The 24,253-nt window shown below is 43.5% G+C and carries 17 protein-coding genes and 4 tRNA genes; 14 read left to right on the top strand and 7 right to left on the bottom strand.

Annotation, left to right across the window (positions count from 1 at the left end; translation table 11 throughout):
* Positions 1–59: 59 nt before the first annotated feature.
* The 3 genes from AC6R00_RS01150 to AC6R00_RS01140 all read right to left on the bottom strand — a co-directional run bounded on the left by AC6R00_RS01150 (position 60) and on the right by AC6R00_RS01140 (position 6,266).
* Positions 60–2,177, bottom strand: coding sequence for a sensor histidine kinase (locus tag AC6R00_RS01150; protein WP_500639058.1), 2,118 nt, complete (start codon positions 2,175–2,177; stop codon positions 60–62).
* Between the two features lie 380 nt (positions 2,178–2,557).
* The gene (locus AC6R00_RS01145) at positions 2,558–5,071 is read right to left on the bottom strand and encodes a hybrid sensor histidine kinase/response regulator (RefSeq protein ID WP_500639057.1); all 2,514 of its coding nucleotides are present in this window, start codon (positions 5,069–5,071) and stop codon (positions 2,558–2,560) included.
* Entirely contained in the window at positions 5,064–6,266 is a 1,203-nt protein-coding gene (locus tag AC6R00_RS01140) for an acyl-homoserine-lactone synthase (RefSeq protein ID WP_500639056.1), read from the bottom strand. Before AC6R00_RS01140 ends, AC6R00_RS01145 begins: the two co-directional genes overlap by 8 nt.
* Positions 6,267–6,816: 550 nt before the next feature.
* Between AC6R00_RS01140 and ihfA the strand changes: the two genes are divergently transcribed.
* Complete coding sequence (gene ihfA, locus AC6R00_RS01135; protein WP_004746689.1) at positions 6,817–7,110, top strand: integration host factor subunit alpha; 294 nt, start codon at positions 6,817–6,819, stop codon at positions 7,108–7,110.
* A gap of 119 nt (positions 7,111–7,229) precedes the next feature.
* Here the strand turns inward: ihfA and AC6R00_RS01130 are convergent, their stop codons facing one another.
* A complete protein-coding gene (locus AC6R00_RS01130; protein WP_500639055.1) occupies positions 7,230–7,550 on the bottom strand; it encodes an HI1450 family dsDNA-mimic protein in 321 nt (106 codons plus the stop codon).
* 2 nt (positions 7,551–7,552) lie between these two features.
* A complete protein-coding gene (yeiP, locus tag AC6R00_RS01125; protein WP_272786867.1) occupies positions 7,553–8,119 on the bottom strand; it encodes an elongation factor P-like protein YeiP in 567 nt (188 codons plus the stop codon).
* Between the two features lie 134 nt (positions 8,120–8,253).
* Between yeiP and AC6R00_RS01120 the strand changes: the two genes are divergently transcribed.
* Complete coding sequence (locus tag AC6R00_RS01120; RefSeq protein ID WP_500639054.1) at positions 8,254–9,021, top strand: nucleotidyltransferase domain-containing protein; 768 nt, start codon at positions 8,254–8,256, stop codon at positions 9,019–9,021.
* Here the strand turns inward: AC6R00_RS01120 and AC6R00_RS01115 are convergent.
* Positions 9,018–11,375: a DNA polymerase II gene (locus AC6R00_RS01115; RefSeq protein ID WP_500639053.1), complete on the bottom strand. Its 2,358-nt coding sequence runs from the start codon at positions 11,373–11,375 to the stop codon at positions 9,018–9,020. The two genes, AC6R00_RS01120 and AC6R00_RS01115, sit on opposite strands and share 4 nt — an antisense overlap.
* 324 nt (positions 11,376–11,699) lie before the next feature.
* Between AC6R00_RS01115 and uvrY the strand changes: the two genes are divergently transcribed.
* The 8 genes from uvrY (at position 11,700) to AC6R00_RS01075 (ending at position 17,336) form a co-directional block, all read left to right on the top strand.
* Positions 11,700–12,344, top strand: a complete 645-nt coding sequence (gene uvrY, locus AC6R00_RS01110) for a UvrY/SirA/GacA family response regulator transcription factor (RefSeq protein ID WP_004746682.1) — start codon at positions 11,700–11,702, stop codon at positions 12,342–12,344.
* Between the two features lie 47 nt (positions 12,345–12,391).
* Positions 12,392–14,221 carry an excinuclease ABC subunit UvrC gene (gene uvrC / locus AC6R00_RS01105; protein WP_486786302.1) on the top strand — a complete coding sequence of 610 codons (1,830 nt, stop codon included), beginning with the start codon at positions 12,392–12,394 and terminating at the stop codon, positions 14,219–14,221.
* A gap of 77 nt (positions 14,222–14,298) precedes the next feature.
* The gene (gene pgsA / locus AC6R00_RS01100) at positions 14,299–14,856 is read left to right on the top strand and encodes a CDP-diacylglycerol--glycerol-3-phosphate 3-phosphatidyltransferase (protein WP_500639052.1); all 558 of its coding nucleotides are present in this window, start codon (positions 14,299–14,301) and stop codon (positions 14,854–14,856) included.
* Between the two features lie 238 nt (positions 14,857–15,094).
* Positions 15,095–15,168 (top strand) — tRNA-Cys (locus tag AC6R00_RS01095).
* 3 nt (positions 15,169–15,171) lie between these two features.
* Positions 15,172–15,247 (top strand) — tRNA-Gly (locus AC6R00_RS01090).
* A gap of 72 nt (positions 15,248–15,319) precedes the next feature.
* Positions 15,320–15,406, top strand: a tRNA-Leu gene (locus tag AC6R00_RS01085).
* An 18-nt stretch (positions 15,407–15,424) separates the two neighbouring features.
* Positions 15,425–15,500 (top strand) — tRNA-Gly (locus tag AC6R00_RS01080).
* Positions 15,501–15,848: 348 nt separating this feature from the next.
* Positions 15,849–17,336, top strand: a complete 1,488-nt coding sequence (locus AC6R00_RS01075; RefSeq protein WP_500639071.1) for a diguanylate cyclase — start codon at positions 15,849–15,851, stop codon at positions 17,334–17,336.
* Between the two features lie 14 nt (positions 17,337–17,350).
* On the opposite strand, the gene AC6R00_RS01070 is transcribed toward AC6R00_RS01075, so the two are convergent.
* Positions 17,351–18,430, bottom strand: a complete 1,080-nt coding sequence (locus AC6R00_RS01070; protein ID WP_500639051.1) for a PQQ-dependent sugar dehydrogenase — start codon at positions 18,428–18,430, stop codon at positions 17,351–17,353.
* Positions 18,431–18,656: 226 nt separating this feature from the next.
* Here AC6R00_RS01070 and AC6R00_RS01065 point away from each other — a divergent pair, with 226 nt between their 5' ends.
* The 4 genes from AC6R00_RS01065 to AC6R00_RS01050 all read left to right on the top strand — a co-directional run bounded on the left by AC6R00_RS01065 (position 18,657) and on the right by AC6R00_RS01050 (position 24,007).
* On the top strand, positions 18,657–19,445 hold the full coding sequence (locus tag AC6R00_RS01065; protein ID WP_171326017.1) for a TetR/AcrR family transcriptional regulator: 789 nt from the start codon (positions 18,657–18,659) through the stop codon (positions 19,443–19,445).
* A 183-nt stretch (positions 19,446–19,628) separates the two neighbouring features.
* Positions 19,629–22,010, top strand: a complete 2,382-nt coding sequence (locus AC6R00_RS01060) for an efflux RND transporter permease subunit (RefSeq protein ID WP_500639050.1) — start codon at positions 19,629–19,631, stop codon at positions 22,008–22,010.
* A gap of 12 nt (positions 22,011–22,022) precedes the next feature.
* Positions 22,023–22,817 (top strand): outer membrane lipoprotein-sorting protein, encoded by a 795-nt coding sequence (locus AC6R00_RS01055; RefSeq protein ID WP_500639049.1) that lies wholly within the window; start codon positions 22,023–22,025, stop codon positions 22,815–22,817.
* Positions 22,818–22,825: 8 nt separating this feature from the next.
* Positions 22,826–24,007, top strand: a complete 1,182-nt coding sequence (locus AC6R00_RS01050) for a hypothetical protein (protein WP_500639048.1) — start codon at positions 22,826–22,828, stop codon at positions 24,005–24,007.
* Positions 24,008–24,253: the final 246 nt, after the last annotated feature.

Here is a 24,253-nt window from a genome sequence, read left to right as displayed (position 1 = left end):
TAGGAAAAGGGTTGCCAATCTATTGACTGGCAATGGCTCTGTTGGTGTGGCTAATCAAATCAGTTCAGAGCGACGTCCAAAGGGCTCATTAGTTGGTTTTCTTGCTTCGGGTTTCGCACAAGTAAAGTATCGAGTGAACGGTTGGTGGGTGGAAAAGCCAGCTTGAACTCCGTGTAGCTACCTACTTTTGACTGGCAACTGATTGAACCACCGAAAGAAGCCATAACGCGTTGACAATAGCCTAAGCCCAAGCCACTGCCTCCGCTCTTATTATGACTGAAAAAGTCATCAAATATTTGTCCAATTAGGTTCTCCGGTATTCCCGGACCTGTATCTCGAAAGAGAACACAATTCTCACCGTGGCCTTTTTTCAGTTGAATTGAAATCCTGCTTTTAGGGTAGGAATCGAAATAGTAAGTAGCATTGCGCACTAGATTAAACAGAACAAAGCTAAACAAAGTATCATTAATCTCTACAACGAAATCATGCTCGAAATCTAAATGGATCCTGTCGCGCATAGCTTCATCATCAAAACCGTACTGGTCAATTGAAGACCAAATTACAGCTGAGATGAGAGAGGGAACAACGGGTTCCTGATCAAGTGAAGCTTCGTCTAGTTCTCGCACTATGATATCAATTAATTGATGACTACGAGTGATGGCCTTGGTTCCTTTGTCTACATGAGACTTCAGCAGCTCCGTTGTGTAGGTTTGTTTGATCGCTTGATCAATAAGCTCAAATTCTAGTTGAAGTTGTGCGAAAGGGTTACGCATCTCGTGTGCAATTGAACTGGCTAAAGCTTGTGATTGGCGTACCTCACGTTCGTAATTTATATGTACTTGAACTTTATTTAATACCCGCTCAAGTGCAGAGAGTTCTTCATACGAAAAGTGGAGCCCTTCAGATTTGGAGCTTGAAACCAAAACGTGCGATAGCTTATTTGTACTTGCGTAGAGAGGGATGACTAAAGCAGATTGGGATTGACTCATATTGCTATGAATGAGGCTAAGCGCATTGTCATTGGAGTTGAGTAATTCTTCTTCCACCTCTTCAATTACCAATGAGGTACCATGGCTTTCAAAGTAGCTTCGATACAAGTTTACATCTCGATAGTCGTCTAACAAGCGAAGTTTATCTTGTGGTACCCCCAAATAGTTTGCCAAGCTCTCCATAGCGCGCGTTGGGGAGGATTGAAACTCATCTTCTAGCCTAGATATTTTTTCGACTGGGTGAATTGGATCTCCATACATCATCATACTGAAAACGCGTTGGACAAGCCTATAAAGTTTGTTCCAAGTCATTCCAATGATCAGGGTTAGGAGTAAAACATCGGCTAGTCCAATCAGTGTAGCAGGAACGAAAGCTGAGACAGCAGCTACATATATAAAGGCGGTAGAAGCCACGCTGACGAATATAAAACATAAGTATCTTGGACTGAAAAAGCGAGATGTAAGCAGGGCATATCCCATTAACAGCATTTCACTTAGAGACAATGTTGGGGGAAGCCAAGTTAGTGAGAAATTGTCAAAAAAGAAAGTCATACCAACCTGAATAACAGCGGTAGAACTCATGAATATGGCGATACCCATGATCATGTAGTTGGTCCGTGTTTTTCGTATTCGATTACTACTCTTTTTTAGTGAGAGAAGATTGAAGAAAGTTAATAACACTAAGGTGGTGAAACCGAGAAAGAAGTATTTGGTATAAGGGCCAAATTTCAATTGGAAATCACTTGGCCCCATGATCTCGATGCCCTGAATGGTTCCCCCGGGCATTAGGTTGCTGATAAAACCAAATAAGGTAATGTTAGCGACTAGGATATCTTGCCATAAAGCGACGCTTTTATTGGTATAGTGCTTATGCAGTTTAGAGATAAAACAATAGGCCGAGACAAAAGCGAGCAGTGTCGCTAGATTCGCTAAAATCGCCATGTTAATAGCAACACTATCCCCAAATCTTACCAGTAGATCTGTATGGAAATAGCTGTTACTTAGAGTCCAAAAGAAAACGCCTATTGTATAACAAATATAATAAGCGTATTGCTTTAAACTGAGCGTCCCATAACGTTTCGCCAGAGCTGTACAAAAATAGCCCGCCCAAACAAGGACAAGTAAAGAGGTCGAGAGTAATACGACCGCTTTGGGATACATCATTTGATGTAATAGATAACTGAACATGTTGTTCTGCTTTACCGGTATTTGACGTTGTTAAAACTGACCCGATATTTTTTGTTTGTATGATGGGGCCTAGTGAGAGTACTACTGGGAAGTCTAAGATTTATCGTTTTATGGAGGACTCACAGTAACTCACGGCCAAAGTTGGATCAGAGTTTGTGGAGATCTTGTTTACCTTAAGTAGAATTTTGTGCAATTTATTTCTTATGATCCCCTGAGGGATATCCCACTTTTTCGGAATGAATTGTCTGTTCTATGATGGAAGGCAAAATATTGGTCGTACTTATTGATATATTTGGTGAGGAGCAGAAAAAGTATTTTATTTCATATGGTTATAAGAATAGGGCGGTGAGTGATACCGCCCTAACTTAATGAGATGCGATTTAATGGATACTCATGGGTAAGGCCGATTTCAACATTTGATCAAGCGCTTCCTTAGTTGTTGGTTTTGACAGTCGCCCATCCATCAGTTCACTGATCATAGTGAGTTCACGTTCTCCGGATTCTCCTGACAGAGCAATAATTGGGATTGTCGGGAAGGAGCGCTTAATGATACTCGCCGCTTCAAAACCATTCATGACAGGCATCTGAATATCCATAAATACGAGGTCTATTGGGTTGCTTTGAATAATCTCAATCGCCACCTTTCCGTTGTTGGCCAATACGACTCCGTAACCTAGCTGCTCTAGGTAGAGTTTGACTAATGTGCGTTGAATCTCTTTATCATCGACAACCAAGATCATGTGCGAAGGATTGACCGCAAAGGTAAGTTCGCCATTTGACACAGCAATAGGGGAACTGGAAGTTTCAACCTCTTTTTTAGGCATCGGTTTAGGTTTGTTGATATGAGTAACTGTCGCATTGGTGGCGGGGAACGTGAGTTTAAACTCAGTAAACCTTCCAACCTCTGAATGACAGCTGATAGAGCCTCCAAATGAAGCCATAACACGTTGACAGTAACCTAGACCTAAGCCACTCCCACCGCTTTTGTTGTGGCTAAAGAAGTCATCAAAAATACGAGTCAAAAGCTCAGCAGGAATACCTGGACCAGTATCTCGGAACAATACGTAGTTTTCGTATTGGCCACGTTCGGTTCGAATTTCAATCTGACTACTTGGGTAAGAATCAAAGTAATAAATGGAATTGCGCAACAGGTTGAATATTACGAAATTGAACAATGTATCGTTAATCTTAGCTATAAAATCTTCATCTAAGTTTAAAACAATACGGTTGAGCTCGTTGTCATTGTCAAAACCATATTGGTTTATGGCGCTGTTAATTGCTCCGTGAATAAACGTAGCTTCAGAAGGTTCTTGATCAAGTGATGAACTATTTACTTCACGAAGAATGATATCGATGAGCTGTCTACCTCGTTTGATTGCCTGTTTTCCTTTATCTACATGCTGCAGAAGTGCAGTTGAATCTATCGGTGATAAAAGCTTTTGATTGAGAGACTCAAATTCAAATTGCACTTGCGCAAGCGGATTTCTCATCTCGTGAGCAATCGAATTGGCAAGCGCTTGAGATTGACGTACTTTTTGCTCGTAATTGATATGCACTTGAACTTTTTGCAACACGCGTTCCAAGGCTTTGAGCTCTTCAAAAGAAAAATCCACATCTCCCTGCTTATGGCTAGAAACCAACACATGAGAGAGCTTATTTTTACCCTCGTAAATTGGTAAAACCAACGCGGACTCCATTTGGTTCATGCTGCTATGAATCGTTGAGAGCTCTTTATCGCGGTTTTTCTCAATCGCATCTTCGATCTCATCAATCACCAAAGGCGTTGTGTGGTTCTCAAAGTAAGAACGATACATATTGGCACCTTGATAGTCGTCAAGGAGTTTCAGTTTGTCGCTTGGGACTCCAAGGTAGGTAGCTAAGGATTCAATGGCTTTGCTTGGAGACTTTTGAAACTCATCTTCCAACTGGGCAATTTTCTCGGTCGGCGAAACAGGCGTTCCATACAGGGCGTAAGTTAGACAAGTTCTAACCAAACGCGATGTATAAGGCCAAGTCAGACCGATTGCCATTATCGCGATAATACCGGTCGCAGTACTTGCGTAACTCAATGGTTTAAACAAGGCAACAATAAATGTGTATGTTGCGGCGGTTAGGAGTAATGAACACCCAACCAAGCATAGATAGCGGAAACTATAAAAGCGAGAAGCCAGAATTGCATATCCCATGAATAACATTTCGCTAATCGAAAGTGCTGGCGGCAGCCATGTCAGGGAGAAGTTGTTGAAGAAGTAGGTAAAACCTAACTGGATGACAGCAGTGGAGGCCATAAATATGGTCATTCCAAGTATCATATAGTTGATTCTTGTACGCCGTATACGACTACTGCTGCGCTTGATGGAAAGGAGGTTTATAAAAGTAAGAGCAAATATTAGCGTTAAGCCAATAAAGAAAGGCCTCGTATATTCTCCAAACTCAAGCATGAATTGACTTGGGCCTTCAATAACCACACTTTTGATAGTTAGATCGGGTACGACGTTAACAATAGCACAGAAAGCCATGGTTAAGCCTGCTAGTAAAAGTTGCCAATAGCTTGGGCGACTACTTGTATAGTGTTTTTTCAACTTGGCGGAGAAATAGTAAGCAGAGCTAAATGCCAGAAGCGCAGAGAGGTTAGCAATGACTGCCATCATGGTACCAGCGGAAGGCCCCCATTCGACTAGCCACCCGCTATGGAAATAGGCGTTGCTCAATATCCATATGAATAGTCCAAGCGTGTAGGTTACATAATAGATATATTGTTTTAAGCTACCAACACCGTGCTTTTTGGCAAGAGTAGAACAGAAGTATCCAGCCCACACAAAAACAAGCAAAGCAGTTAGAATCAGGGCGACTGCTTTTGGGTAAAGTAGCTGCTGTGTAATGTAACTAAGCATATTGTAGCTCTTGTCCTTGGTGTCTATGCTGCTTCAATTGTGTAATGGTGCTAACTTTATATTTTCGGTAACTGCACTCAGATAGCGCCTGGCTTAGTGGCTTAATAAACCAAAGGCCTTTATAGGTTGCGAAGCCTGAATCAGATACATGACAATAACTCATTTTGAGATAGGCACCGTTAGTTAGGCTTTGGTAGTATTGGATCATTAGTGGTTGTTCTATGACCACGAACGCGACTTCAAATCGGTGTCTTTCCAATTGAGCCATAAGCCTTTTTTGTGACAAGTAAAGGAAGAAAATCTTCTGATTCTGACTTCCACTGACTGTTAGCCTAACAACTTCGCAACACTTCTCTTGAGCACTTATATTTTGCCAAAGTGCGTTCTCAAAATTTGCAGATGAAGTATCACTGATCTCAATATCTGAACACAAGAGATCTAGATTCACTAACCGCTCTTGCATCTCAACTTGGTTTAGCAACTTCCAGCAAGATGTTTGGAAGAATGGTGAAAAGTAGAGCCAGTTTTCAATATTGCGATGATGGTTTATTTTCGCACTAGAAACAATGATAGGAAAGGACAAATTTGGAGCAAGTTGCGCAAGTATGAAGTGGGTTCCTTGGGATGAAACGTCAATCTCATAGAGCATCTCGAACCATTGCTGTTCCCAAACAAAAGTAGCTAGGTTGATGAGCATTATTGCGTCGGGTAATTCCATTGCGTAATGACTGTGAAGCGTATAATAGAGTTCAGTGTGTTTCTCTATGTCCTCTATAACGCTATCAGCAAAATCTTCTTCAGTTTGGGAGAACTTAGGACGTGATTGTAACTGTAGACTACTGGTTTGATTACGGTATTTCTTTGTAATCTTCCATACGTTGAAAGCGCACCAAGCTTGAGCCCAATCATTAAACAAGGTTAGAGCTTTCCGCTCTAAATCATGCCACTGCGGTGGTTCATTTTTTAAAGGGTAGTTGACATTAGTAAAGTAGTTGGGGGACTGCAGTTTAGTCGCAATGTTTTTATAGTCGAGTGAGCGATCTTGCTCGCAGATTTGCGCTAGTCGCTCATTAAGTATGTGTTTAAAAAAGTGGTTACTGTCAACTCCAAAAAGAGTTTCTATCTGTTCGAATAGCGCACATGCGTGCTGATCCCCCCCTAGTTCCAATAGGGAAGATTGATTATAAATAGCCATAGACGTTGATGTTGTAATATTGTTATTTTGAACAATTAGTATTCATACGGATGCTTAGCTGTGCAATCGAATTAGTATGTTTATGCTAATCGAACCAGTATTAATATTAATATTAGTGATGTAGAGCACGGAATGAGTATGCTCGCTCTCCCAACCTAGGAAACTTCAATACTGTTAACAGAGAGATGAAGTCTCTATTAAAAGGGCATTCTATTTTGTTACTAAGAATGTTTTAGTACCTTTATCAATGCCTTACCTCCATACTTACACCTATTTGAGATAATTATCTGATAATCTTATTAGTAGTAGTCTAATCTTCTGGCTTCGCTTCTCAATAAATGCCAATAATTAGTAGAAATCCTGCCTTTTTAGAGGGCTATCTTGTTGTTTTGACGGTTAAATTGTACTCATTGAAGAAAAAAGTTGGCGAAAATCATGAGCTTGGCATACACTTTCCAAGGTAAAGCCGATATGTTGTTGATTGGCTTGGTGAAATGTTTAGGTGCTGCCTTGAGGCGGCAATGTTTAACACAGCTTTGAGGAAAGTTTTATGGCGCTCACAAAGGCCGATTTGGCTGAGAACCTGTTTGAAAAGCTCGGATACAGTAAACGGGATGCCAAGGAAACGGTTGAGGCGTTTTTCGAAGAGATTCGTAAGGCACTGGAAAGTGGCGAACAGGTAAAACTGTCTGGATTTGGTAATTTTGATCTTCGTGATAAGAATGAACGTCCAGGTCGAAACCCGAAGACAGGTGAAGACATTCCAATCAGTGCACGTCGCGTAGTGACCTTCCGCCCAGGGCAAAAATTGAAAGCCCGCGTTGAAAACATTAAGGTTGACTAGTTCTTAGCTCGCTAAGAGGCACATCCTGTATAGGGACTAGAAGCAATTCTAGTATCCCCATAGAAAAATACCCCAGCTAAGGCTAGGGTATTTTTGTATTTGGGGTCTGGAAACAGTTACTAGTCTCGTTTCCACAAAGCGTGGCAGAACTTATGTTCAGGATCGCGGCTGATTAACAGGCGAGCGAACACATCGTCCAATACATCGTCTTCTTCATTGACTAAACCAACGCGAACTTCCGCATAAGCTTCTTTGTCTACGTCAAAGCCTACGTGCTCTACCCAGTCATCGCCAGTTTCAACTAACTCAGCCGCGCCGCGCTCGTCGAATTGTGCTGTGAACAAAATGACGTCAGCAGGCTCTAGGTTATCAGGTGCCATCTCTAAAAAGATGTCGTAGGCCGTATCAATGGCGTCATCGTATGAGATCAGATCAGCCATAATTACGCGCGGCTCATGTATTTGCGTTCCGCCGTGTTGATCACGATGCGGTCGCCAGTTGCAATGTATTCAGGTACTTGAACTGTAAGGCCCGTAGCAAAACGTGCAGGTTTTGTACGAGCAGAAGCAGAAGCGCCTTTGATTGAAGGGTCTGTTTCTTCAATAACGAGCTCAACAGCAGCAGGAAGCTCTAGGCCAACAGCATTGCCGTTGACTAGGATGACATGCAAACCTTGAATTTCTTCGGTCACGAACAGTAGTTCGTCTTCAATCTCGTCTTTCTTGAATGTGTATTGAGTGTAATCTTCATTGTCCATGAAGATGTACTCATCACCGTCAACGTATGAGAAAGCCGAGGCACGTTTGAACATGTCTACCGTTTCAACAACGTCATCAGATTTGTAGCGTTCATCAACGCGAGCACCTGTGTTTAGGTCTGTACAACGCAGTTTGTATATTTTAGCGCCGCCACGACCACCAGGAGTGGTTACTTCGATGTCTTTGATTAATAGCGTTTTACCGTTAGATTCGATAGCAAAACCTTTTTTAAGCTCACTTGCCTTTGGCATGAACAATTTCCTTCGTGTGTTAGGTATTAACGCGATTATATACCGACTCACTGGCTGAAGGAATATCTTGATTCATCCTGCTTAGTGAGCGAACATTAACGCATTCAGTTCGATTATTTCGTGTTATCAATCAAATGCATCTTTCAATGATCAATCCTAAACAACCCTTTCAGCCGAACTATCAACCTGCGATTGATGATCTGGTTAGCTTTCTTAGAAATGGGCTAGGACAGAACCTGCATAGTGTTTATCTATATGGCAGTGTGGCACGTAAGACTGCAATACCCGGTTCGTCAAATTTAGATGTGATTGTGGTCACTCAATCTTCGTTTAGTGATCTGCGAACAACGCTATTTAACTCGATCAAATGGCGTTTTCAAAAATCTTACCCGCATATCACGGAAATCTCGTTTAAAACCGCCTTGGCTTCTGAAGTCGCAAGCCTGGATAGTATTTTCTCGTGGGGCTTTCAGCTTCGCCACTGCTCGGTGTGTATTTTTGGCGAAGACTTGTCAGAGTGTTTTGGTGATTATGAACCAAGTTGGGAAATCGCAAAGCATTGGAACATGGATGTCGAAGATTGGGTAGCGGTTTATCGCAATCGAATTGCTCGCTGTGACAAGCCAGAAGATCAAGTAAAAGCACAAAAAATTATCGCGAAAAAGCTACTGCGAGCAAGCTACTCACTGATCATGCACAAAGATAAGCAATGGTTTGATGATCCTGTAGAGTGCGGCCAAGCATTTCTTCGTTACCACCCTGACAAGCAGGTAGAGATAGAGCGGCTAGGTATTCTGCTATCGGGAAGAGCTATCCCAAAGCGTTCTGTGGTCGGTATCCTTGATGGGTTTGGTGATTGGATTGCCAAACAGTACAAAAAAACCGAGTTCAAAATAGGTTAAAACAATCCTAGCTGCGGTTCACTTAGAGTCGTAAAGTCTAGTCCAATAAATGGCAAGATCGCTTCTGCAACAGGCTTTAGCTGTTTATCAATGTAGTGTTGATAGTCGATAGCGCTTTTTTGGTACTCTTCAGGCTCAGGACCAGAGATAGTGATGACGTATTCAATCCTACCTTTATTCTGATACTGCAATGGGCGGCCAAGTTGGCCGTTGATTTCATCTGCCATTCTGGCTGCGCGTACCTGAGGTGGAATGTTTTTCTGATATTCATGCAGCTTTCTTCTTAAGCGCTTTTGATAAACAAGTTTGTCATCGAAATCTCCGGCTTTTGTCTGCTCGACAAACCCGCGAATATAATCGCTTGGATTCTCGCCATGAAATACCATTGAATAAAGCGTTTGTTGGAATTCTTGGGCTAATGGTGTCCAGTCTGTTCGAGCGCTCTCTAACCCTTTAAAAATCAGTCGCTCATTATCTCCCTCACCAATAAGCCCGGCATAACGTTTTTTCGACCCTGTTTCCTGTCCACGAATCGTTGGCATTAAGAATTTTTTGTAGTGTGTTTCATACTCTAACTCCAACATTGAGTTGAGGTTGTATTCTTCACGCAGGTGTTTCGTCCACCATTCATTGATGTAGTCGACGAGCTGGTGGCCAATTTCATCGGCTTGTGATTGAGAGAACCGTCCGTTAAGTGAGACAAACGTTGAGTCAGTATCACCGTAGATAACTTGATAGCCTTTCTCTTCGATCAGTACCTTAGTTTGCTTCATGATCTCGTGACCTCGCATAGTGATACTGGAGGCTAATCGAGTATCGAAGAAGCGACACCCTGACGAACCAAGTACACCATAGAAAGAGTTCATGATGATTTTTATCGCTTGAGAAAAGGCTTTTTCATTGTTCTTTTTGGCGACGTCTCGCGCAGCCCATAGGTTTTCGATCATTTCTGGTAAGAAATGACGAGTGCGGTGAAACTGTCCGCCTCTGAAACCTGGAACCGCTTGCTCTTCTTCAAGACCAACTTCTTGCTGTAATCCCTCTATTAACCCCATCGGGTCGATAAGAAAACTACGGATAATGGAAGGGTAAAGGCTCTTAAAATCGAGGACTAAAACAGAATCATAAAGATTTGGAATCGAGTCCATCACATAACCGCCGGGACTTGCCAGCCAGTTCTCAGGATGTAGGTTAGGTGCAACATAGCCAGCACGATGAATCTGAGGTAAGTAGAGATTGGTAAATGCGGCGACAGAGCCTCCAACACGGTCCAGCTCTACCCCAGTCAGTTTTGAGCGCTCGATAGCGAACTCTAGGAGGTGGGTATGGGCAAAAATCTTGTTAACCAACACACAATCTTGCAGGTTGTATTTGGCAAGTGAGGGTTTGTCATGGCGATACATCTGATTAATTTCGTCCATGCGATCATGCACGTTGTGTATTTGCTTACCTTCACCCAGTAACTCTTGTGATACGGCTTCTAAAGACCAGCTGCGGAAGTGGTAGGTCGCAGTCTTAAGGGTATCAATTCCATCCATCACTACTCGGCCAGGAATCGATATAAAGGCTTGTTGAGTAGTGTTTGATGTGCGAAAAAAACTCGATTGCTTACCTCGACCTAGCATTAGCTTGACCTGATTCCTCTCGGCACGTTTGTGCAGTAGCCTGAAATCAAAGTCGATGACGTTCCAACCAACGATAACATCGGGATCGAACTGACTAAACCAATCAACCAGCGCTAGCAGCAACTCTTTCTCATTACTTACCCACTGTATGTCAGTATCAGCTGGCTGTGGAGCGCCAATAATAATCACTCGGCTGTCCATCGGACTATCTAGCCCAATGGAGTAGAGTACGCCTTTTTCGGAACACTCAATATCTAATGACACCACTTTGAGTTCTGGGGTGTAATCACCTTGGCGGCACTTCACCTGCTTGTACCGTAGGTGCGATACATTGCTCTGCACTGCTCCGGTAAACTCTAGGCTGCCTTTTATAAAGCGCTCCATTAGGTAGCGGTCAGCAAGGCGAATGTCGTCTTCTAACACAACAATATCATGTTGCTTGAGATGCTCGCTGAGTACTTGAGCTTGCTTGATAGAGTGACAGTAACATGCGGCTACGGGTCGTAAGGCAAAGTCTTTCAGTGGTAAGGTTTTCCATTCGACTTGCAAGTTTTGGCTCTGCGCTTTGGCACTTTCCAACTGGTCTTGAAACACAAAGAAGACTGGCTTCTCACCTTCAATCAACAGTTGGGTGGGGCCTTGTGGTGTGGATAACCAAAGATCTATCTGAGTAGTGCCTTTAATATCACGGGCTTGCCGAGTAAGTACGAATCCGTTTTGAATAGCCATGTAGAATTTATCAAAGAGATGACGCGGTAAACTTCCGCATACGTAGGGTATCACAAGCCCGTAAAGTTAAATAGCAAGGGTCTTAAATACCACTTTGGGAGAGGTTGAGGTGGTAGAAAAATAACCACAAAAAGAAGCTAAGCGATTGATTATTAGATTAATAACAATTTAACTAGCAGTTATGAAAATAAGTACTTGCTAAACTTTGCGTTTCAGCACATATTCAGAGTAAGCGAAATTAGTATTATGAGTTAAACTAGGCAGCTGTACTGTATTCCACATGCGTGGAAGCAGAGCCAAGTTAAATAGTGTGGAGATACAAGTTTGATAAATGTTTTCCTTGTAGATGATCACGAGCTGGTTCGCACAGGGATACGACGTATTATTGAAGACGTCCGTGGAATGAACGTAGCAGGGGAAGCTGAAAGCGGTGAAGAAGCAGTAAAATGGTGTCGTAGCAACCATGCTGACGTCATTTTAATGGATATGAATATGCCGGGTATTGGTGGTCTAGAAGCAACCAAGAAGATCCTGCGTTTTAATCCTGATGTCAAAATCATCGTTTTAACTGTTCATACGGAAAATCCGTTTCCAACTAAAGTGATGCAGGCAGGTGCCGCAGGTTACCTGACCAAAGGTGCGGGGCCAGATGAAATGGTCAACGCGATTCGTATGGTGAATAGTGGTCAACGCTACATCTCGCCAGAAATTGCTCAACAGATGGCGCTTAGCCAATTTTCTCCGGCTTCGGAAAACCCATTTGCCGATTTGTCTGAGCGCGAGCTGCAAATCATGATGATGATTACCAAAGGGGAGAAGGTGACTGACATTTCAGAGCAGTTAAACCTGAGCCCTAAAACGGTAAACAGCTACCGCTATCGTTTGTTTAATAAACTCGACATTAGCGGTGACGTTGAATTGACTCACCTAGCGATTCGACACGGAATGATCGACACCGAGACATTATAGGGCGCCATTACCATCAATGTTTTTCAGATCCAATACATGGTAATGGTATGACCCAATTTGATTCGGCCTCTTTCCTTAAAACAGTAACCAATCAGCCCGGCGTTTATCGTATGTATAATGCCGAGGCTGTGGTTATCTATGTTGGTAAAGCCAAAGACCTCAAAAAGCGCCTTTCAAGCTATTTCAGAATCAAAGTAGATAGTGAGAAAACGCGTGCTCTCGTCAGTAATATTGCCAAAATTGATGTCACGGTGACTCACACCGAGACGGAAGCTCTGATCCTTGAGCACAACTACATCAAACAGTACCTGCCTAAATACAATGTATTGTTGCGCGATGATAAGTCTTATCCGTACATCTTTGTCAGCGGACATAAGCACCCAAGACTTTCGATGCATCGCGGTGCTAAAAAGCGCAAAGGCGAATATTTTGGCCCTTACCCTGACTCAGGCGCAGTTCGCGAAACGCTTCATCTTATCCAAAAAATATTTCCGGTTCGCCAATGTGAAGACACGGTGTACAGCAACCGAACTCGCCCGTGTCTGATGTATCAAATTGGTCGTTGCGCTGCGCCTTGCGTCAGTAGCGTTATTTCCGATGATGACTATAGCGAACTAGTAGATTTAGTACGTTTGTTTCTTCAAGGCAAAGATCAACAAGTTCTGAGTTCTTTGGTCGAAAAAATGGAGCAGGCGAGCCAATCTTTACGTTTTGAAGAGGCAGCCAAGTTCCGAGATCAAATCCAAGCAATACGCCGCGTGCAAGAGCAGCAATTTGTTTCCGAAGACTCTATGGACGATATGGATGTGCTCGGCTTTGCTCAAGAAAATGGCATTGCCTGTATTCATATCTTGATGATTCGCCAAGGTAAGGTGTTGGGCAGCCGCAGCCATTTTCCTAAAATTCCCAATAGTACGACTCAGCAAGAAGTGTTTTACAGCTTCTTGAGCCAATACTACTTAAGCCATAATGAGGCGAGAACCATTCCAACCCGAATCATACTCAACACGGGCTTAATGGATGATTCTGACTCGCTGGCCGAAGCGCTCTCCGGGATTGCGGGTCGTAAGGTACATTTTCATGTCAACCCGACAGGCACACGTGGTAGATACCTAAAGCTCTCTAACACTAACGCGTTAACGGCCATTACGACCAAGATCAATCACAAAATGACGATTTCTCAGCGTTTTAAAGAGCTGCGAGAGTTACTTGGAATGGAAAGTATAACGCGCATGGAGTGTTTCGATATTTCTCATACCATGGGTGAGAGCACCATTGCTTCCTGTGTTGTGTTTAACCATGAAGGCCCCGTCAAGCAAGAATACCGCCGTTATAATATCTCTGGAATTACTGGCGGTGATGATTATGCGGCGATGGGGCAGGCACTCGAACGTCGCTACTCGAAACAACTCGAAGTAGAAAAGATTCCAGATATCGTATTTATCGATGGTGGTAAAGGGCAACTCAACCGTGCCCATGAGATTATTTCTCAATATTGGGGAGACTGGCCAAAGCGACCACATTTGATCGGCATCGCAAAAGGCGTGACTCGCAAACCAGGACTGGAAACATTGATTACGGTGGAAGGAGATGAGTTTAACCTACCTAGCGACGCCCCAGCGCTCCATCTTATGCAGCATATTCGGGATGAAAGCCACAATCATGCGATTGCTGGTCACCGAGCTAAGCGCGGAAAAACGCGTAGAACCAGTGCCTTAGAAGGTATTGAAGGGGTCGGGCCAAAGCGTCGCCAAGCCTTACTTAAATACATGGGCGGTCTACAAGAACTAAAACGAGCCAGTGTTGAAGAAATCGCCAAAGTGCCGGGTATTAGTGTTTCTTTGGCAGAAAACATTTATCAAGCATTGAAACAATAATAAAAATCCCGCACCATAAGGCGCTGTTTGAAGCACCAAATAGAGCCATACGCAAACAAAAAGAGCCTTAAATAAATATGCGTTTAAATATCCCGAACATATTGTCTTTGTTGCGACTTTTCTTGATACCAGTATTTGTCGTTGTGTTTTACCTCCCTTATAGCTGGTCTCCTTTTGCCGCCGCAATGGTGTTTTGGGTTGCTGGGTTTACAGATTGGCTAGATGGCATGCTGGCTCGAAAACTGGGCCAAACCTCTCGTTTTGGCGCATTTATCGATCCGGTAGCGGATAAAGTACTGGTTGCGACAGCGCTAATTTTAATTACAGAACATTACCACAGCATTTGGATCACGATTCCGGCAGTGACAATGATCGCTCGTGAAATCATCATTTCAGCATTACGCGAGTGGATGGCGGAAATTGGTAAACGAGCGAGTGTGGCGGTTTCTTGGGTGGGCAAGGTTAAAACGCTCAGTCAGATGTTTGCTTTATGGGTTCTTATTTGGCGGTACGATGATTGGATGATTTGGGTTGGTTATGCGGCATTGTACATTGCGACCTTCCTGACTTACTGGTCGATGGCACAGTATCTCATGGCAGCAAAAGATGATTTGCTGAGTGAAGAACACCACTGATTTTTAAAGCGGGCAAGAGCCCGCTTTTTTGTATCTTGCATTTTCGTAAACGCAATTAACTCAGTGGATTTACTCATTTATTTGCTAAAAAACTCGTTAATTTGAGTCGTTTTGCACGTTTAATAGACAAACGATTCGAAAATTCAAAATTAGTGTTGACTCGTTAGTTCGAATGCGTAGAATGCATCCCGTACCCAAGAGGAATCGAGCTAATAACTCTTCATCTTGGAATTACAGAGGCGCGTTGGCAGAGTGGCTATGCAGCGGATTGCAAATCCGTGGACCTCGGTTCGACTCCGGGACGCGCCTCCATTTGCGACACTAGCTCAGTTGGTAGAGCGCAACCTTGCCAAGGTTGAGGTCACGAGTTCGAACCTCGTGTGTCGCTCCAAATTATTTTGATAACGATTCCTAAAGGGTCGATATCACGGATGGTGTCTCCATCACAAATTTAGATTTGTGTGCCCTGGTGGTGGAATTGGTAGACACAAGGGATTTAAAATCCCTCGGCGTTCGCGCTGTGCCGGTTCAAGTCCGGCCCGGGGCACCATCTAATCTAACGCATTATGCGACACTAGCTCAGTTGGTAGAGCGCAACCTTGCCAAGGTTGAGGTCACGAGTTCGAACCTCGTGTGTCGCTCCAAGTTTAAAACCCTAGCAGAAATGCTAGGGTTTTTTGCTATATACACGTTACCCATCTTATCTCTGCTACAACTCTCAAGTCCTGATTGATTTTTGAACATTCATTGTGTGAATTTATTTATAAATCGAATAAAATAAACGTTCGATTATATGAAGTTGCTCCAAGAGTTGTAGGATGAGTTCGAATGGGTAGACCAAACTGGTTAGTTGACAGTACTTTCTGTTTAGGAGAGTCGTGTAGTTCTACTTCGCATTATTCATATGCTTCGTCTGCTAAAGATATCTGCTACCTGTTATTTTCTAATGGGTCGTTGATTAGTGCAAATAGCGAGCACTAACCTTGACTAAGATGATCCCAAAGCTTGTCGCGAGATTTTCTATTAATCAGATGTTGGTTATCTCGCATCTATTGTTGGTCGTTATTTTGGTTGCAGGCTTTAGCTATGCACGTTACCAAAGCGAGTGGCACCGTCACATCGATTATTCTGCGTCGATCGCCAAGCTCACCTTAGCGCCGCATATTCCTTTGATATCAAGCTCCGTAGCCGGAATCAACTACGCCAACCTCACTATGCCAAGCACTAAACAGATGCTGGCATCGATTGATGATCTGGAGTTTTTGGAGATTGCAGGACAGTCTGATTACTCCAATCAAGAGGTTCAAGTACGGTACTTTAAACGTTTTGATTATTTATGGCGCGCAGATGTAAAGCAGGAAGAAATAGCGGAGCATGAGAAAAAGCTCAATGCATTGACAGCTCAGATTGAAGCTAATGGCACTAAAAACTTAACCAAGTACAGAAAGTTAGTGTTCATTGAGAACAGAGTTAAACGCGAACATGCAGCGTTACTCGAAAGCCTCTACGTTTCTAATAATGTATTCATACCTTGGAGCAAGCCGGAAGTCACAACGGATGCCTACTACCTTGATGAGGAGCTATGCACCCTTAATGTGGTCTTACCTTTGACCAATAAAAACGGTGGTGAGATTTGGGCAGTATTTGACGCGAGTGAACTGACTCAGCTACAGCGTTCGTTACTTGAAGAGATTATCGCGGAAGCTATCGTTGCACTCGCCATTTCATTGATTCTGATCGGTTGGGTCTCTCATTGGATTGTCTCACCCCTTAAATCTCTCGCTGAACATATGCGATCAGGAGAGTCAAACAGTGACCTTACTGATTTCGCTGAACTGAATCGAAGTGACGAAATTGGCCAGCTCGCTAGAGCCTATCAAGGGTTACTGATAAAACTCGATAATCAACTTAACATCTTGCGCACCAAATCGGATACCGACCCACTTACAGGGCTCGGTTCACGTCATAAATATTCTCGTACCGCCGTGCCTTTCCTTAAGCGCCATTTAGCCAAAGGGCATTATGTGGGTTTGATAGTTTGCGATGTCGATAACTTTAAAGCATTTAACGATATATACGGCCATACAGAAGGTGACAACGCATTGTCTAGAGTCGGAAGTAAGATCAAGCAATTGGCCCGTGATAGCGATCTAGCATTCCGTTATGGTGGTGAGGAGTTTGTTATTTTTTGCGCTCGACCTGACTTGAGTCAACTTGCGAACTTCACAGAACGTTTGAGGCACGAGATCGCAGGATTGGATTTGATTCATGAAGGCAACCAACCTTTTGGTATTGTTACTGCGTCTGTAGGTGGTGCCGTTGCCCAGCAGCAAGATTTGTATGATAGATTCAACACCCATCAAGAGCTACAGGAAGCGATGTTTAATCTAGCAGACAAAGCCTTGTATGAGTGTAAGCAGAGTGGTCGCAATAAAGTCATTTGGTCGAGTAGCTTTGAGTGCAAAGCAGTGAGCACCTGAATGAGCTCACTATGCTAGTCTTCTTTTACTAAACGATAAATTTTCCCACTATCAGTACTAAATAGAATTTCTCCATTTGGCAATGCTTCGAGGTCGCGAATACGTTCGCCTAGGTCTTCTAGGATTCTTTGCTCATCAACCACTTGGCTATCTTTTAAAGTCAAAACGTTGATATGAGTGAGTTTGAGTGCACCCGCAAGGAGTTTTCCAGATAGATCTGGGTGCTTATCGCCACGATACAGTATTAAAGAACTCGGTGCGATAGAGGGAATGTACACTTTTTTTGGAGAGGTGATCCCCTCTTTTTCTGTTGATTCTCCGACCGCAATGGGTCCCCAGTATTCTTTGCCGTGAGACGTCACAGGCCAACCGTAATTGGCTTTCTTGGTGATTAGGTTAACTTCATCACCACCTCTAGGACCGTGCTCAATGGACCAAAGACTCTTACTTTCGCCATCAAAGAAAAGCCCTTGAGGGTTTCTATGACCGTAGCTCCATATCTCATCTAATTTTCCTTCGTCCGCGACAAACGGGTTGTCTTGAACGGCTTGACCATTCGTTTGCACCCGAAGAATACTTCCAGCGTGGGTAGTGAGATCTTGTCCGTTGTCGCGTTCACCTCGGTCTCCAACGCTAAAGTACAAATACTGCGAGTCAAAGGCGATTCGGCTGCCAAAATGACGCCCGCCATCGGAGCCTGAGCGAGTCACTAGCATATCTTGCCACTTTGATAGGCGACCATTTTGATAAGCAGCTTTGGCTAGTGTCGTTTCTATCGCTTTACCAACGGATTTTGAATAGGTGATATAGATTTGAGTAGGGTCAAAAGGGGAGACAGCTATGTCAAGGAGCCCTCCCTGACCAGATACATGTACGTCCGGAACTTTACCAATGTCTTGGTAGGTGTTGTTTTCAAGGTTTAGCACACCAACGGTGCCATTTTTTTCACTTACGAGCACTTTACTGTCGCCGAGATAGCTAAGTCCCCAAGGCACATTGAGGCCTGCCACGAGGGGTTCCGCGTACCAATTGTTGGCGAAAACACTAGATGTCGAGAATATTCCTAAGCCAAGTAACGTTAAAAATTTTTTCATACAAGATCCATTTGAAATTAGCTTACCAAGCAATAGTAGCACTTGGGTTAATTCATTACTGTCATAAATGTTTTACCTAACTTTTTCTTGATATGATCAATAAATGCGCTATTATGACGATGTGTCAAAAATGACGAATCGTCATTAATGGTATTTATAACGTAATTGGTATTCGTGTTACAATAGTAAGGTTAGGGAGTAAACGACTGAGACGGATTAGATAATCATGTTTGGTTTTGGCTGTAGTAAGAGTGATAAAAAAGAAGGTTCCAGCTGCTCATTTGGTTTGACTAAAAAGCAGCAAGCGATTGCAGATAGAGAGGTAGAACTCACTCTATTAGCGAAATCGCTTGTTCAAGAGCAAGGGTGGAGTAACTTGACGATGGACAAGTTAACTTCAGCGAGTGCGTATTCTAAAGGCACGATTTACAATCATTTTTGCAGTAAAGAAGACGTGATTATGGCGCTGTGCATACATTCACTGAAAAGTGAGGCTGTTTTGTTTGCGCGCGCTGGTGAATTTGAAGGCAACACCCGTGAAAAGGTGATTGCGCTCCACGTTGGTTATCGTATTTACGCTCGTATGGAGCCAGTACTGTCAACGTGTGCGATTATGGCAAAGAGCCCTTGGGTCCTTGAGAAAGCCTCCCCAGAAAGGGTAAAAGAGCTAAATACTCTCGAAGAACAAGTGATTGAACATGCTGATCAACTTGTACTTAATGGAGTAGAGCAGGGAGACTTGAAGTTCTCTCATGGTATTGGCTCTGATGCTATCGTATTTGCCAACTGGTCAATTGCTTTTGGTTCAAATGCATTGACACAGAATGCTTCAAATAGCCATTGTATCAATCGTTTGCAAGATCCATATACCGTACTCAATAACGCCAACATGTTATTGGATGGCTTGGCTTGGAAGCCTCTATCGACAGAGTGGGATTATCGAAAAACTTGGCGCAGAGTAGAGCAAGAGTTGTTCGCCCAAGAGATAGATTATCTAGAGTCTGTAGGTCGATAGGCTAAAAGTATTCCATCATCAAAGCCCGTAAGGGCTTTTAAAATCACCATTTTTGACGAATCGTCACATAAAGCACTAATACTCAGAATCTAATTAACAGGTTCAGGGGTTGTTACTTAAGTACCAGCATTTGCTGGTTTTTAATTAACCGCTTTTGACGAAACGTCACAAATGGAGAGTGTGATGACTGCTCAACTAAATAATTCAAAACAGCCTTCTACTTGGCTGACCATGCCGACTCGCTTTAGCTGGTGGGTTTTACTTATAACGCTGGCGATAGTCACTGTATCAACAATGGGAGGAAAAAATCTCTATTTTAGAGGTGATTACAATATCTTCTTCGATGGGCAAAACGCTCAATTAAGAGCGTTTGATGAGATTCAAACGACATTTGCAAAGTCAGATAATCTTGCCATCGTAATTGCACCTGCTGGCGGCAATGTGTTTGAACCTGACATTCTGACCTTGGTTCAACAGCTTACTCAAGATGCATGGCAAGTCCCTTATTCTAGCCGTGTCGACTCTATCGCAAACTATCAGCACACCGAAGCTTACGAAGATGATCTGATCGTCGAAGATTTGCTGCTGGAAGATTACCCTTTAACGCCAGAGCGGATTGAAAAGGTCAAGCGTATTGCACTCTCAGAGCCGGTGATTAAAGACTCCCTGATTTCACAAAAAGGCGATGTCACAGTAGTTAACGTAACTGTTCAAATGCCTGAAATTGACGAAACGGCGGAAGTGGTTGAAATCGTTACTCACATTGATCAGTTGCTAGCCAATTATCAATCTCAATACCCACAGGTTGAGTTTCATAAAGCCGGTATCATCGCTATGAACCACGCGTTTATGACCTCAGCCCAACAAGACAGTTCAACGCTAGTACCCACTATGCTACTGGTCATTCTCGTGTTTCTTACTCTGATGCTGCGTTCGTTCCTAAGTGTGGTGGCGACGTTAGTCATCATCATAGGTTCTGTTGCTGCGACTATGGGGATCTCTGGCTGGGCTGGAATGTTCCTAAGTACCGCGACTGTAAATATACCTACCTTAGTGATGACGCTAGCGGTTGCTGACTGTGTGCATGTAATCGCAACCATGAGGCAAAATCTTAAGAAAGGCTACAGTAAGTCTTACGCGATAGACCAAAGCGTTGCCATCAACTTTATGCCAATCGTGATTACCTCGGTCACTACGGCAATTGGCTTCTTGATGATGAACATGTCTGACTCACCGGTACTGCGAGATTTCGGCAACTTGGCTGCGCTTGGAGTCATGATTGCCTGTTTCCTATCTGTTTCTATGCTACCGGCAATGCTGAAACTGCTACCTATTAAAGTCAAAGCTGTCGATGAGAAGGCAGCAGCGTCGCAAGACTTTATGGATATGCTCGGTGACAAGGTCGTTCGTTACCGTAAGGCATTGCTGCCAATTTCGGCGTTAGTCATTGCTGTTTCTGCAAGTTTACTACCGCTGAACAAAGTGAACGATGAGTCCGTTAAATACTTCGATTCACGCAGTGATTTCCGCCAAGCGGCAGACTTTATGGAAGAGCGCATTAGCGGGATGACAAGCATCAGTATTGCGGTCAAAACAGGTGAATCACAAGGTATTGCTGATCCTACATTCCTAAAAACAATGGGTGACTTTACCCATTGGCTGCGTTTGCAACCAGAAACTGATCATGTTGCTACCTTGTCAGACGTTTATAAGCGCCTTAACAAGAACATGCATGCTGATGACGACAGCTACTATAAGCTGCCACTGGATAGAGAGTTAGCCGCGCAGTACCTGCTACTTTATGAGATGTCCTTGCCTTACGGCCTAGACCTCAACAACCAGATCAACGTTGACAAGTCGTCTATCAAGCTGGTTGTAACGGTTGATAACTTAGGCAGTGTTGAGCTAGTGGAGTTGGAAGAACGCATCTACAACTGGTTTGCCACCAATGGTCCTCAGTATCAAGTTGTTGCGTCTAGTCCGTCGCTTATGTTCGCCCATATTGGTGAAACGAATATGGCTAGTATGTTGTCGACACTACCCATCACCTTGATCCTGATCTCCGCGTTAATGGTGTTTGCTCTACGTTCAACTCGCTTGGGATTGATCAGTATTGTACCAAACATGGCACCAGCCATTATCGGTTTTGGGTTATGGGCGCTTCTTTCAGGTGAAATTAACCTTGGATTATCGGTTGTCGTGACGCTGACTCTAGGTATCGTCGTCGATGATTCGGTTCACTTCTTATCTAAATATCAACGTGCACGTAAACAAGGGCAATCTGCCGAACAAGCGGTGCGATATGCCTTTCACACGGTCGGCCGAGCCTTATGGATCACCACTGTTGTGTTAGTCGCAGGTTTCTCAGTTCTAGCAATGTCGAGCTTTAGACTTAACTCTGATATGGGGCAGCTTAGCGCCATGGTGATCTTTATTGCTCTTGTGGTCGACTTTGTTTTCTTACCTGCGTTGCTGATGCGTTTTGATACCGCTAGCTACGTTGAAGGAACAGAAAATAAGCCCAAACAAACCCGTTCCACCCCAATTACACAAACTCAAAGCTAAAAGGATTTCACTATGAATACTCAAACAAAATTAATGATCAAGGCGGTTGCCCTTTCAGCCATGGTTGTGTTTTCTAACCAAGCCGTGGCTTCACCAGAGCGAGGGTTAGAAATTGCTACTGAACGTAAAGCTCGTGATGAAGGTTGGGGTGATTCGGTTGCGACAATGAAGATGATTCTAAAGAACGCCCAGGGTGAAAGCAGTACTCGTGAAATGCGCTTAAAGTCGTTTGAAATCGACGGGGATGGCGATAAAGGTCTCACCATCTTCGACCAACCGCGAGATGTGAAGGGTGCAGCCTTTCTTAACCATTCACACAGTATCGAAGCTGATGACCAATGGCTGTATTTGCCTGCGTTAAAGCGTGTTAAACGTATCTCTTCACGCAATAAGTCAGGGCCTTTTATGGGCAGCGAGTTTGCCTACGAGGACTTAAGCTCGTTTGAGTTGGAGAAGTACACCTTCAACTATTTGGGCGATAAAGAGGTTAATGGCACACCAACTTATCTGCTTGAGCAGATCCCAACAGATAAGAACTCTGGTTATACCAAGCAACTTGTCTGGCTAGATAAGGAGCACTATCGCCCGCTGAAAGTTGAGTTCTATGATCGCAAAGGCGCACTGCTAAAAACTTTGCAGTTTGATGAATACAAACAGTACCTAAGCCAGTACTGGCGTGCCCATACCATGGCAATGGTGAACCACCAAACGGGTAAGAGCACCACGCTGACCACGAGTGATCTCGATTTCCAAACTGGATTGAGAGAAAAGGATTTCGAAAAGAATGTTCTTAAGCGCGTGAAGTAAGAGGCGATATGAAGGATCTATTAAGTAAAGCTGGCAGACTTTCTGCCAGCGCCATATTGACATTGATTTCGTTACAATGTCACGGATTTGAATTCGCAGGACAAGCTAACGTAGAACATAGGCAGTTTTTCTCAGACGGTGAGCAGGGGCAGGGAAAAGGTCAGAGTTCTCTGGTTCTACAGCCTGAATTCTACTGGCAATTGGGAGAGAACGCCGATTTTACCTTTACGCCTTTTTACCGTTTTGACAGTTTAGATGATGAAAGAACCCATGGCGATATCCGTGAAGCTCTCTATCTAAACTATTGGGATGACTATGAAATCAGAGTAGGTATTGGCAAGGTGTTTTGGGGAGTGACCGAATCTGCCCATTTAGTCGATGTTGTTAATCAAACTGACGCTATTGAAGCGGTTGATGGCGAAGATAAGCTCGGCCAACCTATGATTCACTTTACCTCGATCAAAGAGTGGGGAGCCATAGACGCCATGGTATTGCCTTACTTTAGAGAGCGCACTTTTTCGGGTAAGGATGGCCGCTTACGTCCTACGTTGCCGGTATCTAAAGACGCCATCTATGAATCCTCACGGGAAGAAAAACATGTCGACTTTGCGTTGAGATATTCGCAGATGTACGGTGATTGGGATGTCGGATTGAGCTATTTCCAAGGTACTAATCGTGATCCCTACTTTCGTTTGGCTGATGGTGAAGTGAAGCCATACTATGCGCAGGCGAAACAGGTTGGTCTCGATGTACAAGGCATTGTGGGCGATTGGCTGTGGAAACTTGAAACTATCTACCGAGACAGTTTCGATCACCATATGGGGCTCGTGTCTGGCTTTGAATACACGATTGTTGGCGTGTTTGATACGGTTTGGGATCTAGGTTTGATTGCCGAGTATCTCTACGATAGCCGCGGCAATAATGCTCAAACCATCGGACAAAACGACATCTTTGCAGGAACGCGTCTGGCACTCAATGACGAAGACAGTACGGAGATTTTGTTGGGAGTCACCCAAGATCTCGATAACAGTGATGTCTACAGCGCGAAGTTGGAAGCTTCAAGTCGACTCACCAATCACTTATCTTGGACTCTTGATGCTTGGCTGTTTGAAAACGAAACACCAAGCGACTTGCTCTATTTTGCGCGAAAAGATGACTTTATCCAGATGTCTTTAGAATATTATTTCTGACATGAATGTAATCAAAGATGTTTCTGGATAATTTAAACTAGGGAGCAAATATGCTCCCTTTTTAGCGATACTCATTGTTCATAAAACCGACATACCGTTAGTGGCTTATTCTGACTTAGTATAAGTCTTTGATAACCATGCAATAAAATAAAACATGCAGTTTTGGAGGCGTAAGTCTGCATGTTTTTATTGTGGTTATTAATGATACATTTGTTACCTGAATGTATTGAATTTTGGAAATAAATC

The organism is Vibrio sp. R10-SF1-ISO8 (assembly GCF_059833805.1).
The sequence above is the reverse complement of the archived record's forward strand: the minus strand, read 5'-3'. Positions and strand labels throughout refer to the sequence as shown.

What these genes read in the sequence shown, in the direction of transcription:
- yeiP (WP_272786867.1), bottom strand. Translation starts at nt 8,119, where the DNA reads ATGCCAAAGGCAAGTGAGCTTAAAAAAGGTTTTGCTATCGAATCTAAC.
- AC6R00_RS01150 (WP_500639058.1), bottom strand. Translation starts at nt 2,177, where the DNA reads ATGTTCAGTTATCTATTACATCAAATGATGTATCCCAAAGCGGTCGTA.
- pgsA (WP_500639052.1), top strand. Translation starts at nt 14,299, where the DNA reads ATGCGTTTAAATATCCCGAACATATTGTCTTTGTTGCGACTTTTCTTG.
- AC6R00_RS01130 (WP_500639055.1), bottom strand. Translation starts at nt 7,550, where the DNA reads ATGGCTGATCTGATCTCATACGATGACGCCATTGATACGGCCTACGAC.
- AC6R00_RS01115 (WP_500639053.1), bottom strand. Translation starts at nt 11,375, where the DNA reads ATGGCTATTCAAAACGGATTCGTACTTACTCGGCAAGCCCGTGATATT.
- AC6R00_RS01050 (WP_500639048.1), top strand. Translation starts at nt 22,826, where the DNA reads ATGAAGGATCTATTAAGTAAAGCTGGCAGACTTTCTGCCAGCGCCATA.
- AC6R00_RS01145 (WP_500639057.1), bottom strand. Translation starts at nt 5,071, where the DNA reads ATGCTTAGTTACATTACACAGCAGCTACTTTACCCAAAAGCAGTCGCC.
- AC6R00_RS01075 (WP_500639071.1), top strand. Translation starts at nt 15,849, where the DNA reads ATGATCCCAAAGCTTGTCGCGAGATTTTCTATTAATCAGATGTTGGTT.
- uvrC (WP_486786302.1), top strand. Translation starts at nt 12,392, where the DNA reads ATGACCCAATTTGATTCGGCCTCTTTCCTTAAAACAGTAACCAATCAG.
- AC6R00_RS01070 (WP_500639051.1), bottom strand. Translation starts at nt 18,430, where the DNA reads ATGAAAAAATTTTTAACGTTACTTGGCTTAGGAATATTCTCGACATCT.
- AC6R00_RS01120 (WP_500639054.1), top strand. Translation starts at nt 8,254, where the DNA reads ATGCATCTTTCAATGATCAATCCTAAACAACCCTTTCAGCCGAACTAT.
- AC6R00_RS01065 (WP_171326017.1), top strand. Translation starts at nt 18,657, where the DNA reads ATGTTTGGTTTTGGCTGTAGTAAGAGTGATAAAAAAGAAGGTTCCAGC.
- ihfA (WP_004746689.1), top strand. Translation starts at nt 6,817, where the DNA reads ATGGCGCTCACAAAGGCCGATTTGGCTGAGAACCTGTTTGAAAAGCTC.
- AC6R00_RS01060 (WP_500639050.1), top strand. Translation starts at nt 19,629, where the DNA reads ATGACTGCTCAACTAAATAATTCAAAACAGCCTTCTACTTGGCTGACC.
- AC6R00_RS01055 (WP_500639049.1), top strand. Translation starts at nt 22,023, where the DNA reads ATGAATACTCAAACAAAATTAATGATCAAGGCGGTTGCCCTTTCAGCC.
- AC6R00_RS01140 (WP_500639056.1), bottom strand. Translation starts at nt 6,266, where the DNA reads ATGGCTATTTATAATCAATCTTCCCTATTGGAACTAGGGGGGGATCAG.